The 13,734-nt window shown below is 68.2% G+C and carries 12 protein-coding genes; all 12 read right to left on the bottom strand.

Annotation, left to right across the window (positions count from 1 at the left end; genetic code table 11):
* Positions 1-11: 11 nt before the first annotated feature.
* The gene (locus tag AZH51_RS09705) at positions 12-1,874 is read right to left on the bottom strand and encodes a primosome assembly protein PriA (protein WP_291523680.1); all 1,863 of its coding nucleotides are present in this window, start codon (positions 1,872-1,874) and stop codon (positions 12-14) included.
* Positions 1,875-1,897: 23 nt separating this feature from the next.
* Positions 1,898-3,112 (bottom strand): methionine adenosyltransferase, encoded by a 1,215-nt coding sequence (gene metK, locus AZH51_RS09700; protein WP_291523678.1) that lies wholly within the window; start codon positions 3,110-3,112, stop codon positions 1,898-1,900.
* A gap of 47 nt (positions 3,113-3,159) precedes the next feature.
* Positions 3,160-4,383, bottom strand: a complete 1,224-nt coding sequence (gene coaBC, locus AZH51_RS09695; protein WP_291523677.1) for a bifunctional phosphopantothenoylcysteine decarboxylase/phosphopantothenate--cysteine ligase CoaBC — start codon at positions 4,381-4,383, stop codon at positions 3,160-3,162.
* Between the two features lie 32 nt (positions 4,384-4,415).
* Positions 4,416-4,682, bottom strand: a complete 267-nt coding sequence (rpoZ, locus tag AZH51_RS09690) for a DNA-directed RNA polymerase subunit omega (RefSeq protein WP_109684753.1) — start codon at positions 4,680-4,682, stop codon at positions 4,416-4,418.
* Positions 4,683-4,699: 17 nt separating this feature from the next.
* Entirely contained in the window at positions 4,700-5,257 is a 558-nt protein-coding gene (gmk, locus tag AZH51_RS09685) for a guanylate kinase (RefSeq protein ID WP_291523672.1), read from the bottom strand.
* A gap of 16 nt (positions 5,258-5,273) precedes the next feature.
* On the bottom strand, positions 5,274-5,591 hold the full coding sequence (gene mihF / locus AZH51_RS09680; RefSeq protein ID WP_291523670.1) for an integration host factor, actinobacterial type: 318 nt from the start codon (positions 5,589-5,591) through the stop codon (positions 5,274-5,276).
* A 61-nt stretch (positions 5,592-5,652) separates the two neighbouring features.
* Entirely contained in the window at positions 5,653-6,483 is an 831-nt protein-coding gene (gene pyrF / locus AZH51_RS09675; RefSeq protein WP_291523668.1) for an orotidine-5'-phosphate decarboxylase, read from the bottom strand.
* Positions 6,470-9,760: a carbamoyl-phosphate synthase large subunit gene (gene carB / locus AZH51_RS09670; RefSeq protein WP_291523665.1), complete on the bottom strand. Its 3,291-nt coding sequence runs from the start codon at positions 9,758-9,760 to the stop codon at positions 6,470-6,472. The genes pyrF and carB overlap by 14 nt, the downstream gene beginning before the upstream one ends.
* The gene (gene carA, locus AZH51_RS09665) at positions 9,760-10,896 is read right to left on the bottom strand and encodes a glutamine-hydrolyzing carbamoyl-phosphate synthase small subunit (RefSeq protein WP_291523663.1); all 1,137 of its coding nucleotides are present in this window, start codon (positions 10,894-10,896) and stop codon (positions 9,760-9,762) included. The genes carB and carA overlap by 1 nt, the downstream gene beginning before the upstream one ends.
* Entirely contained in the window at positions 10,893-12,185 is a 1,293-nt protein-coding gene (locus AZH51_RS09660; protein ID WP_291523660.1) for a dihydroorotase, read from the bottom strand. The genes carA and AZH51_RS09660 overlap by 4 nt, the downstream gene beginning before the upstream one ends.
* The gene (locus tag AZH51_RS09655; protein ID WP_291523658.1) at positions 12,182-13,105 is read right to left on the bottom strand and encodes an aspartate carbamoyltransferase catalytic subunit; all 924 of its coding nucleotides are present in this window, start codon (positions 13,103-13,105) and stop codon (positions 12,182-12,184) included. The genes AZH51_RS09660 and AZH51_RS09655 overlap by 4 nt, the downstream gene beginning before the upstream one ends.
* The gene (gene pyrR, locus AZH51_RS09650; protein WP_291524267.1) at positions 13,102-13,659 is read right to left on the bottom strand and encodes a bifunctional pyr operon transcriptional regulator/uracil phosphoribosyltransferase PyrR; all 558 of its coding nucleotides are present in this window, start codon (positions 13,657-13,659) and stop codon (positions 13,102-13,104) included. Before pyrR ends, AZH51_RS09655 begins: the two co-directional genes overlap by 4 nt.
* Positions 13,660-13,734 lie beyond the last annotated feature (75 nt).

Below are 13,734 nucleotides of genomic sequence, written 5' to 3'. Positions count from 1 at the left end.
TACCGGCGTACTCACAGTTCGCCCGCGGTCGGTTCTACCCGGACGGTGACCGGGCCACCGGACTTGGCTGCCGACCACCGCGAACGCACCGCCTTGAGGACCGCGGCCGGATCATCCAGCGCCTCCGGCGCCCGTACGATGGTCTGGGTGGGCGTGGCCAGTCGTTCCCAGTCGGCGGGCAGCCCTGCCGCGAAATGCCGCACATCCGCATCGTCCCCGCGCAGCAGCGCCATCCACCGGGCCGGTGGCAGGCCAAGCTCGCTCCGGTCGGCCAGTTCGCGATCGGCGTACGCCGCGGGGGCCCAACGCACCAGCGCCTGGTGCACCGGCAGTTGGCGGGAGACTCCACACAGCACCACCGCGCCCGCCGGATCCACCAGGACGGCTGCGGCCAGCCAGCGGCGCAGCGCCTCCTCTCCCGCGTCGAGGGTGGGTCGCTCGGTCAGCGCCCAGGCGTCCAGGAGCAGAGCGGCACGATAGCCACCGGCGGCGACCGGTTCGGCACCCGGGGTGGCGATCACCAGGGCGGGAGTTGCGGGTACGGCCTCCAGCACCTCCCGTGCCCCGGATTGCACGACCGGCACCCCCGGGAACGCCCGGCCCAACTCCTCGGCGGTCCGTCGGGCGCCGACCACGGTTGCCCGCAGCGCGGTGCTGCCGCACTCGCGGCAGTGCGCGCCGCGTGCCCCGCACCACCGGCACACCGCTGGACCGTCCGGACCGGCCAGCGCCAACGGCCCCTGACAGCGTTCGCAGGTGGCCCGCGTCCCACAGTCGGCGCACCGCAGTGCTGGCAGATATCCGCGCCGCGGCACCTGCACCAGGACGGGACCGTGCTGCAACGCATCGTGCGCCAGTTGCCAGGCCCGGGTGGGAATCCGGGCCGTCGCGGCGGGTCCCGATCGTTCGCGCTCGACCTCATCACCGGCGATGTGCACGACCGGATGCGGATCGCGACTGGTGATCTCCGGCAGGTGCCAGGCCTGCACCGCGACCGACCGGGAAACCGCCCCGGACAGCAGCGCTGCTCCGGCGTCCGCCGCGCGGGCCCGCAGGATCTCGCGCACGTGCGGATAGGGCGCCCGGGGCTCCACGAGCAGGTCGTCACCGTCGTCCCACCAGATGAACAGGCCGGGATCGTGCACGGGGGCGAACGCCGCGGCACGATTGCCCACCACGCACTTGACCTGTCCCCGAAGGGCTTTCAGCCACGCGGTGTAGCGCGCCTGGGGTCCCTGATCGGCCGTCAGCCGGACGTGCTGGCCCGGACCGAGCGCGGCGGACAGTGCCGCGTCGGCCCGGCTCACGTCCCGGTGATCGGGTACGACGATCACCACGCCCCTGCCCGCGCTCAGCGATGCGTGGGCCGCCTGGGCGATGCCGTCGGGCCAGTCCGGCCCGGCGGTCCAGACCGCTGCCGGGGCGCCGCCGGATCGCAGGTGGTCCAGGAACGCCGGGCCGGCGTCGTAGCGCTGCCACACCGAACCGTCGAGGTCCGGCAGCGGTGGTGCACTTACTGAAGTCAGCGCCTTCTCAGCGCGGGCGTGTCGTGGTGGGATCGCCAGGCGCAGCACATCCGACAAGGTCCCCGCGTAGTGGTCAGCGATCTGCCGGGCCACCCGCAGGATGTGCGGGGTGAGAACCGGTTCGTCGCTGACCACTGTCCGCAACGGGGTTAGTTTGCCGGTGTGCTGCGCCGTGTCGGCCCGGGCCACCACAAACCCTGCTGTGTCCTTACCGGCGAACCGGGCCCGGATCCGGACCCCGGGCAGGGCGAGGTCGGCGAGGTCAGTCGGAACGGCGTACTCGAACTCGCGGTCCAGATGCGGCAGTGGACCATCGAGCACGACCCGGGCGACCGGTAGACCCGGCACCGCTGGCTGTGCGACCGGTGTAATTACAGAGCGCGCTTGAGATCCTCGACCTTGTTGGTCCGCTCCCAGGTGAAGGCGTTCTCGACACCGTCCGCGCGGGTGCGGCCGAAGTGGCCGTAGGCAGCGGTCGGCTTGTAGATCGGACGCAACAGCTCCAGCTCGTCCACGATGGCGGCCGGGCGCAGGTCGAAGACGGTCTGGATGGCGTTCTGGATCTTGTCGACCGGGACGGTCTCGGTGCCGAAGGTCTCGACGTAGAGGCCGACGGGCTGGGCTTTGCCGATCGCGTAGGCGACCTGGGCCTCGCATCGCGTGGCGAGGCCGGCCGCGACGACGTTCTTGGCTACCCACCGCATGGCGTAGGCCGCGGACCGGTCGACCTTCGACGGGTCCTTGCCGGAGAAGGCACCGCCACCGTGGCGGGCCATGCCACCGTAGGTGTCGACGATGATCTTGCGGCCGGTCAGCCCGGCGTCGCCCATCGGACCACCGATGACGAACTTGCCGGTCGGGTTGATCAGCTTGCGGTAGCCGTCGGTCTGAAGGGCGGTGCCGTTCGCGGCCAACTCCTCCAGCACCGGCTTGATGACGTGGGTGTCGATGTCCGGCTCGAGCATGCCCTCCAGCGAGATGCCGTCAGCGTGCTGGGTGGACAGCACCACCGTGTCCAGCGAGACGGCGGTGTCGCCCTCGTAGGCGATGGTGACCTGGGTCTTGCCGTCGGGACGCAGGTAGGGCAGCGTGCCGTCCTTGCGCACCCCGGTCAACCGCTCGGACAGACGGTGGGCCAGGAAGATCGGCAGCGGCATGAGCTCGGCAGTGTCATTGCACGCGTAACCGAACATCAGGCCCTGGTCGCCGGCGCCCTGCTTGTCGTAGGCCTCCTCGGAGGACTGGGTGCGGCTCTCGTGGGCGTCGTCAACGCCCTGGGCGATGTCCGAGCTCTGTTCGCCGATGGAGATCGAGACACCACAGGAGCCGCCGTCGAACCCCTTGTCGGAGGAGTCGTAACCGACCTCGACGATGGTGTCGCGCACCAGCTTCGCGATCGGCACGTAGCTCTTGGTGCGCACCTCACCGGCAACGTGCACCAGACCGGTCGTGACCATCGTCTCGACGGCTACCCGCGAGTTCGGGTCCTCCGTCAGCATCGCGTCAAGGATGCTGTCGGAGATCTGGTCGCAGATCTTGTCGGGGTGACCCTCGGTAACGGATTCGGACGTGAAAAGGCGTGCCATGGAGATCTCCTCGTAATGCAGCGGCTGCTGGCTGGTTGGTGGTGAGTCTAGACGGAACGTCGGACAGCAATCAGGTCACTGACAACATCCAGGACCGTGGCGGCGATCTCACGTTTGTCAGCGGGACCGACGGTAACTTCGGGACCACCGTCGGCGCGCAGCAGGTAGGCGGTGCTGGTGTCCTGGCCGAACGTGATGTCCTCGCCGACCTCGTTGGCGACCAGCAGGTCACATCCCTTGCGCGCGAGCTTGGCGCGGGCGTGCTCCAGGACGGTGTGTTCAGCGTCGCCGGTCTCGGCGGCGAAGCCGACCAGGATCGGCCATTGCGCGGTGCCGCGAGCCTGCACCGACTGGGCCAGGATGTCCGGGTTGCGCACCAACGTGATGGTCGGGGCGTCGTCGGGGTGAGCCGGATCGAAGGTCTTCTTGATCTTGGCCGCTTCGCGCTTGGCGGGCCGGAAGTCGGCCACCGCGGCGGCCATGATGATCACATCGACCGCGGCGCCCAGCACCCGCTCCCGCAGTTGGTCGGCCGTCTCGACCCGTTGCACGTCAACACCATCGGGGACCGGCAGATCGACGGTGGAAACGAGTGTGACCTTGGCCCCACGGGCGGCTGCCACCTGCGCCAACGCGTAGCCCTGTTTGCCGGACGAGCGGTTTCCCAGATAGCGCACCGGGTCCAGCGGCTCGCGGGTCCCACCGGCGGAGATCAGCATCGACGTCCCGGCCAGGTCCTGCGGGGCGAGTTCGGTGACGGCCAGTGCAGCCTGGAAGATCTCCTCGGGCTCCGGCAGCCGGCCCGGTCCGGAATCCCGGCCGGTCAACCGGCCGGAGGCGGGCTCGATCACGTGGACGCCGCGTTCGCGCAGCAGAGCCACGTTCGCGCTGGTAGCGGGGTGCTGCCACATCTCCGTGTGCATCGCCGGTGCGAGCACCACGGGGCAGGAGGCGGTCAGCAGGACGTTGGTGAGCAGGTCGTTGGCCATACCGTGCGCGGCGCGAGCCAGCAGATCGGCAGTGGCCGGCGCCACAACGATCAGGTCAGCTTCCTGACCGAGTTTGACGTGACGGACCTGTTCGACGTCGTCCCAGACGGCATCGGTGACAGGTTTGCCGGATAGCGCAGCCCACGTGGGCGCGCCGACGAACTTCAGTGCTGACGCGGTCGGCACGACGGTGACGTCATGACCGGCCTCGGTGAACAGCCGCAGCAGACTGCACGTTTTATAGGCGGCGATCCCGCCCGCAACGCCGAGGACGATCCGCACCAGTCCGCTTCCGCCGCTTCGATCCGAAGAACTCAGGCCTCGGTCGTGGGCTCGATCGACAAGAGCCCTTCGTTGATCTCACGCAGCGCGATCGACAACGGCTTGTCGGTGATGTGGCTGTCGACCAGCGGGCCGACGTACTCCAGAAGCCCCTCGGACAACTGTGAGTAGTAGGCGTTGATCTGACGGGCGCGCTTGGAGCCGTAGAGCACCAGGGCGTACTTGGAGTCGGCGACCTTCAACAGGTCGTCGATCGGGGGGTTGGTGATGCCTTCCGGCTTGGCCACGGTCCCAGACACGGATGAATCTCGTTTCTTCAGTGTGCGTCGGTCTGCATCAAGTGTACGAGTTCTTCGGCGGCCCGCCGAACATCGTCGTTCACGATGACCGAATCGAACTCCTCGATGGCGGCCATCTCGGTTTCAGCGGTACGCAGCCGGCGGGCCCGCTCGGCCTCGTCCTCGGTACCCCGGCCGACCAATCGGCGTACCAACTCATCCATATCCGGCGGCGCGAGGAAGACCAGGTGCGCATCGGGCATGGCTTCCCGGACCTGGCGCGCACCCTGCAGGTCGATCTCCAGCAGAGGCAGCAGACCATCGGCCTGGGCACGCTCCACGGGTTCACGCGGGGTGCCGTAACTGGCCTGTCCGTGGACCACCGCGTGCTCCAGGAACTCCCCGCGCCGGACCATGTCGTCGAACTCGTCCTGGCTCAGGAAGAGGTACTGCACCCCGTCGACCTCTCCCGGCCGCGGCGGGCGGGTCGTGGCCGACACCGACAGCCAGACCTGCGGGAAGTGATCACGCACGTAGGCGGACACCGTGCCTTTGCCGACAGCCGTCGGACCGGCGAGCACGAACAGTGGGCTCACGGAGTTGCAATTCCCCTTAGTTGCTGTCGAACCGTTCGAGCAGCGCGGTGATCTGGTTGACCCCGAGCCCGCGCACCCGGCGGGTGTGGGCGATGCCGATCTCATCCATGATCTGACGCGCGGTCACCGGTCCGACGCCGGGCAGCGATTCCAGTAATGCCGTGACCTTCATCTTGCCGATGACTTCGTTCTCCTGACCGGCCTCGATGACCTCGCGCAGCGACCCTTGCGAATACTTCAGCCGGTTCTTGATCTCGGCCCGCTCGCGACGTGCTGCCGCGGCCTTGGCCAGGGCTTCGGCGCGCTGCTCCGGGGTGAGATTGGGAAGGGCCACGAAGACTCCTGACTCGGTAGTGACGACGCTGCGATCGGTAGGACGGGAACGCCCGCCGAACCTACCGCGCGGCCTCGTTGCCGTCCCGGGCGGCCTCCCGCAGATCCGCAACGACCGGCCCTGCGGCGAGTACCTCCCGGGAACTCGCTGGTAGGACGAGACTAGCGGCGGGACCGAACCCGCGGCGGACATCTTCGAAGGTCGCACCTTGCGCACCGAGGCCGGGTGCCAGAAGCGGCGCCTTCGCGTCGGCCAGCGCATCGGTCAGTCCGAGATCTGCCAACTGTTTGCCGGTGGTGGCTCCCACCACCATGCCGACGTCACCGAACCGGTCCGCGGCGCAGTTGAGCCGCCCGACGCGGTCGATCACCTCGGCGGCCACTGGGCGCCCGGCGTACGTCGCCTGTTGGACGTGCGCCGCCTCCGGGTTGCTCGTCAGGGCCAGGACGAAGATGCCGCGCCCGGTCTCGGCGGCCAGGTCGATGGCCGGCTGGAGCGACCCGAAGCCGAGGTACGGCGAGAGCGTGATGGCGTCCGCGCGCAAGGGTGATGCTTCGCTCAGGTAGGCGTCCGCATAGCCACCCATCGTGGAACCGATGTCGCCGCGCTTCACATCCAGCAGACTCAGCGTGCCCGCCTCCCGCAGCCCGGCCAGCACATCCTCCAGGACCGCGATACCCGCGGAACCGAAGCGCTCGAAGAACGCGGACTGGGGTTTGACGACCGCCACCTGGCCACCGAACGCTTCGACACAGATCTCGGCGAAGACCCGCAGGCCCTCGACGTCGTCGGCCAGCCCCCAGGCCTTCAGCAGGGCCGCGTGCGGGTCGATGCCCGGACAGAACGGGCCGAACCGGTCGACCTGCTCGGCGAGGCGCTTACCGAAGCTCACGGGCGTGCTCCTGCAGGGACTTCACCCGCATCGGACCGGCCAGTTGCGCCTCGATCCCCTGCACCGCCGCGGCCAGTTGCTGGACCGTGGTGATGATCGGCCGGTCGACGCTCGTGGTTGCCGCCCGGATGGCGTAACCGTCGGCGCGCGCACCCTGACCCGAGGGCGTGTTGACGACCATCCCGACCTCACCGGACAGGATGATGTCGACAATGGTCGGCTCACCGTCCGGGCCGCGGCCGTCGCTGTGCTTGCGAACCACTTGCGCGTGAACTCCGTTGCGGCGCAACACATCTGCGGTTCCGGCCGTCGCGAGTAGTGTGAATCCGAGATCCGCTAGTCGCTTGGCCGGGAAGATCATCGCGCGCTTGTCGCGGTTGGCGACCGAGACGAAGATCTTGCCCGCCCGCGGCAGCCCGGTGACACTGCCGAGCTGGCTCTTGGCGAACGCCGAGCCGAAGTCGCGATCGATGCCCATGACCTCACCGGTCGAGCGCATCTCCGGGCCGAGCAGACTGTCGACGACCTCACCGTCCTTGGTCCGGAACCGCTTGAAGGGCAACACGGCTTCCTTGACCGAGATCGCGGTGTCCGGCGGCAACGTCGTGCCGTCACCTTCTGCGGGCAGCAGACCCTCGGCGCGCAGCTCTTTGATCGAGGCGCCCAACATCACCCGCGCCGCGGCCTTGGCGAGCGGGACTCCGGTCGCCTTGGCCACGAAAGGGACGGTGCGGCTGGCCCGCGGGTTGGCCTCCAGCACGTAGAGTATGTCCTGGGCCAGCGCGAACTGCACGTTCATCAGACCGCGCACCCCGATCCCCTCAGCCAGCTTCAGGGTGGATTCGCGGACCCGGGCGATCTCCTCCGCGCCCAGGGTCACCGGCGGCAGCGCACACGCGGAGTCACCGGAGTGGATCCCGGCCTCCTCGATGTGCTCCATGATCCCGCCGAGGTAGATATCGGTGCCGTCGTACAGCGCGTCGACGTCGATCTCGATCGCGTCGTCGAGGAAGCGGTCTACCAGCACCGGATGCTCCGGCGAGGCGGTCGTCGCCCGGGTGACGTAGTCGGTCAGCGTCGGGTCGTCGTACACGATCTCCATCCCGCGTCCGCCCAGGACGTAGGACGGGCGCACCAGCACCGGGTAGCCGATGCCGCGCGCGACTTGCAGGGCCTCGGCGGCGCTGTAGGCGGTGCCGTGCTTGGGGGCCGGCAGTCCGGCTTCGGCGAGGACACGGCCGAACGCGCCACGGTCCTCGGCCAGGTCGATCGCCTCCGGTGAGGTGCCGACAATCGGAACCCCTTCTGCTGCAAGGGCTTCGGCCAGGCCGAGCGGTGTCTGGCCACCGAACTGCACGATGACTCCGGCGATCGGTCCTGCGGTGCGCTCGGCGTGGTAGACCTCCAGCACGTCCTCCAGGGTGAGCGGCTCGAAGTAGAGCCGGCTGGAGGTGTCGTAGTCGGTGGAGACGGTCTCCGGGTTGCAGTTGACCATGACGGTGTCGAAGCCCTCGTCGCGCAACGCGAACGACGCGTGCACGCAGGAGTAGTCGAACTCCACACCCTGACCGATGCGGTTCGGACCGGAGCCGAGGATCAACACGGCCGGCTTCTCCCGCGGGAGTACCTCGGTCTCCTGGTCGTAGGAGGAGTAGTAGTACGGCGTGCTGGCGGCGAACTCGGCCGCGCAGGTGTCGACCGTCTTGTAGACCGGGCGCACTCCCAGCGCGTGCCGGACACCGCGGACGACGGCCTCGGGCATGGCGCGCAGCTGGGCCAACTGGGCATCGGAGAAGCCGTGCTTCTTGGCCATCCGCAGTAGTTCTGGCGTCAGCTCCGCTGCGTCCTTCACGATCTCGGCCACCTGGTTGATCAACGCGATCTGGTCAAGGAACCACGGGTCGATCTTGGTGGCGTCGAAGACCTCTTCAACGCTGAGGCCGGCACGAAGTGCTTGCTGCACCAGGACGATGCGGCCGTCGGTGGGGGTCTTGGCCTGCTCCAGCAGGGCCCGACCCATCTCCTTGCTCGGCTCGTTATCCGGGTCCCAGTGGAACGCCGCACCCTTGCGCTCCATCGAGCGCAGCGCCTTCTGCAGCGCCTCGGTGAAGTTGCGCCCGATCGACATCGCCTCACCGACGGACTTCATGGTGGTGGTCAACGTCGGGTCGGCCGCCGGGAACTTCTCGAAGGCGAACCGCGGCACCTTCACCACGATGTAGTCCAGCGTCGGCTCGAAGCTGGCCGGTGTTTCCTTCGTGATGTCATTGGGCACTTCATCCAGGGTGTAGCCGATCGCCATCTTGGCGGCGATCTTGGCGATCGGGAAGCCGGTCGCCTTGGAAGCCAGGGCGGACGAGCGCGAGACGCGGGGGTTCATCTCGATGACGATGATCCGCCCGTTCTCCGGGTCGATCGCGAACTGGATGTTGCAGCCACCGGTCTCGACACCGACCTCGCGGATGACCGCGATGCCGATGTCGCGCATCCGCTGGTACTCGCGGTCGGTTAGGGTCAGCGCCGGAGCCACGGTGATGGAGTCACCGGTGTGCACGCCGACCGGGTCGACGTTCTCGATCGAACAGACGACCACGACGTTGTCCGCACGGTCGCGCATGACCTCGAGTTCGTACTCCTTCCACCCCAGGATGGACTCCTCCAGGAGCACCTCGGTGGTGGGACTGGCGTGCAGACCGGACCCCGCGATGCGGCGCAGGTCGGCTTCGTCGTAGGCGAAGCCGGAGCCGAGCCCACCCATCGTGAAGGACGGTCGCACCACCAGCGGATAGCCGAGTTCACCTGCGGCCGTGATGCATTCGTCGATGGTGTGACAGATGAAGGACTTTGCCGACTCCGCACCGCAGCGCTCGACAACGCCCTTGAAGCGTTCGCGGTCCTCACCGAGTTCGATCGCCTCGACGCTCGCACCGATCAGCGGGCAGTTGTACTTCTCCAGGACGCCGTTCTCGTGCAACGCGATCGCGGTGTTCAGCGCGGTCTGCCCACCGAGGGTGGCCAGCACCGCGTCGGGGCGCTCCTTGGCGATGATCGACTCGACGACCTCGGGGTTGATCGGCTCGATGTAGGTCGCGTCGGCGAACTCCGGGTCGGTCATGATCGTGGCCGGGTTGGAGTTGACCAGGATGACGCGCAGGCCCTCCTCGCGCAGCACCCGACAGGCCTGGGTGCCGGAGTAGTCGAATTCGCAGGCCTGTCCGATGACGATCGGGCCGGATCCGATGACCAGGACGGACGTGATGTCCTCGCGGCGGGGCATCAGTTGTTCTCCTTCTGCTGGTTGCTCATCAGCTCGACGAACCGATCGAAGAGGTAGGCCGCATCGTGCGGACCGGCCGCTGCCTCCGGGTGGTACTGCACTGAGAACGCCGGGATATCAAGGCATTCCAGCCCTTCCACCACGTCGTCGTTGAGGTTGACGTGGGAGACCCGGACCCGGCCGAAGTCGGTCTCGCTGTCCTTGTCCAGCGGCGCGTCGACTGCGAAGCCGTGGTTGTGGGCGGTGACCTCGACCTTGCCGGTGGTGCGGTCCATCACCGGCTGGTTGATCCCGCGGTGACCGTACTTCAGCTTGTACGTGCCGAAGCCGAGCGCCCGGCCGAGTAGTTGGTTACCGAAGCAGATCCCGAAGAACGGGATCTTCGCACCGAGCACCTCTTGCAGCAGTTCGACCTGGGGGGCGGTCGACGGGTCGCCGGGGCCGTTGGAGAAGAAGACCCCGTCGGGCTTGATCGCCTCGATCTCCGCAAACGTGGTCGTGGCCGGCAGCACGTGGACCTCAATCCCGTGCTGGGCCATCAGGGCCGGTGTCATCGCCTTGATGCCCAGGTCGACAGCAGCGACGGTGAACCGCTTCTCGCCAACGGGCGGCACGACGTACGCCTCCTTGGTCGCCACCTCCGAGGCCAGCTCGGAGCCGGCCATCAGCGGCTGGTCACTCACCTGCTGCACGCTGGCACCTGCCGCCTCGGCACCGGAGAAGATGCCCACGCGCATCGCACCGCGTTCGCGCAGGTGGCGAGTCAGGGCCCGGGTGTCGATGTCGCAGATCCCGACAATGCCCTGGTCGCGCAGGTCGTCCTCCAGGGTCTTGGTCGAGCGCCAGTTGGAGGGCCGGATGGCAGGGTCGCGCACGACGTACCCACTGACCCAGATCTTGCGCGACTCGGAGTCCTGGTCGTTCACGCCGGTGTTGCCGACGTGCGGCGCGGTCATCACGACCACCTGACGGTGGTAGCTGGGGTCGGTGAGCGTCTCCTGGTAGCCGGTCATGCCGGTGGAGAAGACCGCTTCGCCGTACGTCGATCCGATCGCTCCGTACGCCTGCCCGGCGAACGTCGTACCGTCCTCCAGGATCAGGACGGCCGGCTCGCGGCCGGTGAGGATGTCGGTCATGCGGTGGCCTCCTGCGGCTGGGTCTGAAGCTCAAACGTGGGTACGCCGCGTAGCAGCGTGGTGTGCACCTGGCCGGTGAGTTCCCTTCCGGCCCAGGGGTTGTTGCGGGACAGGGAGTACGACGCGGTGGCATCGACGGTGACTTTCGCGGAGGGATCGACCAGCGTCAGGTTGGCCGGCTCACCGACCTGGATCGGTCGTCCGTGGCCGCTGAGTCCGGCGATCCGGGCGGGCGTCACGGACATGACCTCAGCCACCTGCGCCCAGGTCATCGCACCGGTCGCGACCATGGTGGTGTTCACCACCTGCAGCGCCTGCTCCAGCCCGAGCATCCCGAAGGCGGCCTCGGCGAACGCGTGCTCCTTGTCGTGCCGGGCATGCGGAGCGTGGTCGGTGGCGACGGCATCAATCGTGCCGTCGGCCAACCCCTCGCGCAGCGCGGTCACGTGCTCGTCCGGGCGCAGCGGGGGGTTGACCTTGAAGACCGGGTCGTAGCCGGTCAGCAGATCGGTGGTCAGCATCAGGTGGTGCGGCGTGACCTCGGCGGTCACCGCGATGCCCTGCTTCTTGGCCCACCGGATCACGTCCAGCGAGCCAGCGGTCGACACGTGCGCGACGTGCACGCGGCTGCCGGTGTGCCGGGCCAACATGACGTCACGCGCGACGATGACTTCCTCGGCAACGACCGGCCAGCCGGGCAGACCCAGGCGCCCGGAGATCTCGCCCTCGTGGCAGCAGGCCTGACCATCGGCCAGCCGCGGGTCCTGGCTGTGCTGGGAGATCACGCCGCCGAAGCTGCGGATGTACTCCAGCGCCCGGCGCATCAGCCGGGCGTCGTGCACACAGCGGCCGTCGTCGGAGAAAACACGCACCTGCGCGCGCGAGCGAGCCATCAGGCCGAGCTCCGCAAGTTGTTCTCCCGCAAGGTCTTTCGTGACCGCACCCACCGGCTGGACATCCACCAGACCGGCCCGCCGCCCGAGGTCGTAGACGTGCTCAGCAGCCTCCGCGGTGTCGGTGACCGGGTTGGTGTTGGCCATCGCCAGGACCGCGGTGAACCCGCCGGCGGCGGCAGCCCGCGAACCGGTCTCCACCGTCTCGGCGTCCTCGCGGCCCGGCTCGCGCAGGTGGGTGTGCAGGTCGACCAGACCGGGCAGCAGGACCAGTCCGTCGGCGTCGATCGTCCGGTCGGCCGTGCCTCCGTCGAGCGAGGTGATGACCCCGTCCTCGATCAGAACGTCAGCCGCCTTGTCCCCCAGGACCTTCGCGCCCTTGATGATGGTCTTCACGCTGCGCCTCCCAGCAGGTAGTACAGAACGCTCATCCGCACCGCCACCCCGGCCGACACCTGGTCCAGGATGCTTGAGCGCGCTTCGTCGGCCGCATCGGCGGCAATTTCCAGACCGCGGTTCATCGGTCCCGGGTGGCAGATCACCGCATGGTCCGGCAGCAGTTTCAGCCGATCGCGGGTCAGGCCGTAGTGCACGGTGTATTCGCGCGGCGTTGGGAAGTAGCCGCCGGTCATCCGCTCCTTCTGCACCCGCAGCATCATCACCGCGTCGACGGTCGGCAGCACCGCATCGAAGTCCTGGCTGAGGGTGAACCCGTCGGCCTTCGCCCACTCGACGATGCCGCTGGGCATCAACGTCGGCGGTGCCACCAGGGTGACCTGTGCGCCAAGGGTTTTCAGCAACAGCAGGTTGGACCGCACGACCCGTGAGTGCGTGAGGTCACCGACGATCGCGACGTGCTTGCCTTCGAGGTCGCCGAGTCGCTGTTGCATCGTGTAGGCGTCCAGCAACGCCTGCGTCGGGTGCTCGTGCGTGCCGTCACCGGCGTTGACGATGGCCGCGTCGACCCACTGGGCGACCTGGTGCGGCGCGCCACTGGCGTGGTGGCGAATGACCATGCCGTCGACGCCCATGGCCGCGATGGTCAGCGCAGTGTCACGCAGGGACTCGCCCTTGCTCACCGAGGACCCCTTCGCCGACACGTTGATCACGTCGGCCGACAACCACTTACCGGCGATCTCGAAGGAGGACCGGGTGCGGGTCGAGTCCTCGAAGAACAGGTTGACGACGGTCCGTCCACGCAGCGCGGGCAGCTTCTTGACCTCACGCCGCTGCACGTCGTGCATCTCGGCGGCCGTGTCCAGGATCTGGCCGATCTCGTCGCGGCTCAGGTCAGCCGCGGACAGCAGGTTCTTCATGAGATGCGGACCTCCTCGGTGTCATCGATGCCGCCCAGCCGGACCTGGACCCGCTCACTGCTGGAGGTCGGCAGGTTCTTGCCGACGTGGTCGGCGCGGATCGGTAGTTCGCGGTGTCCCCGGTCCACCAGGACCGCCAGACGTACGGCGCGTGGCCGGCCCAGGTCACCCAGCGCATCGAGCGCGGCGCGGACGGTGCGTCCGCTGTAGAGCACGTCATCGACCAGCACCACGATCTTGTCGTCGATGCCGCCGGCCGGGATCTCGGTGCGCTGCGCCGGCCGGGTGGGCTGACGACGCAGGTCGTCGCGGTACATCGTGATGTCGAGGGCACCCACCGGCACATCGACCCCTTCGACGGCGGCCAGCTCCTTGACCAGGCGGTGGGCGAGTTCGGCGCCGCGGGTCGGGATCCCCAGCACGATCAGGTCGTCGGCGCCCTTGTTGCGCTCGAGGATCTCGTGGGCGATGCGGCGGATCGCGCGGCTGATGTCCGCCGAAGACAGAACGACTCTGCCAACGCCGGGATCATCAATAGCTGCATCGCCGGACAGGGCAGAGTCTGAACGCTCAGTGTTTGGGCACACGCGTTGTCGACCTCCTTCGCCGCCTCACAGGACGGAATCGTT

The organism is Branchiibius sp. NY16-3462-2, from assembly GCF_001594145.1.
GTDB lineage: Bacteria > Actinomycetota > Actinomycetes > Actinomycetales > Dermatophilaceae > Branchiibius.
This window is presented reverse-complemented; position numbering and strand designations above follow the sequence as displayed.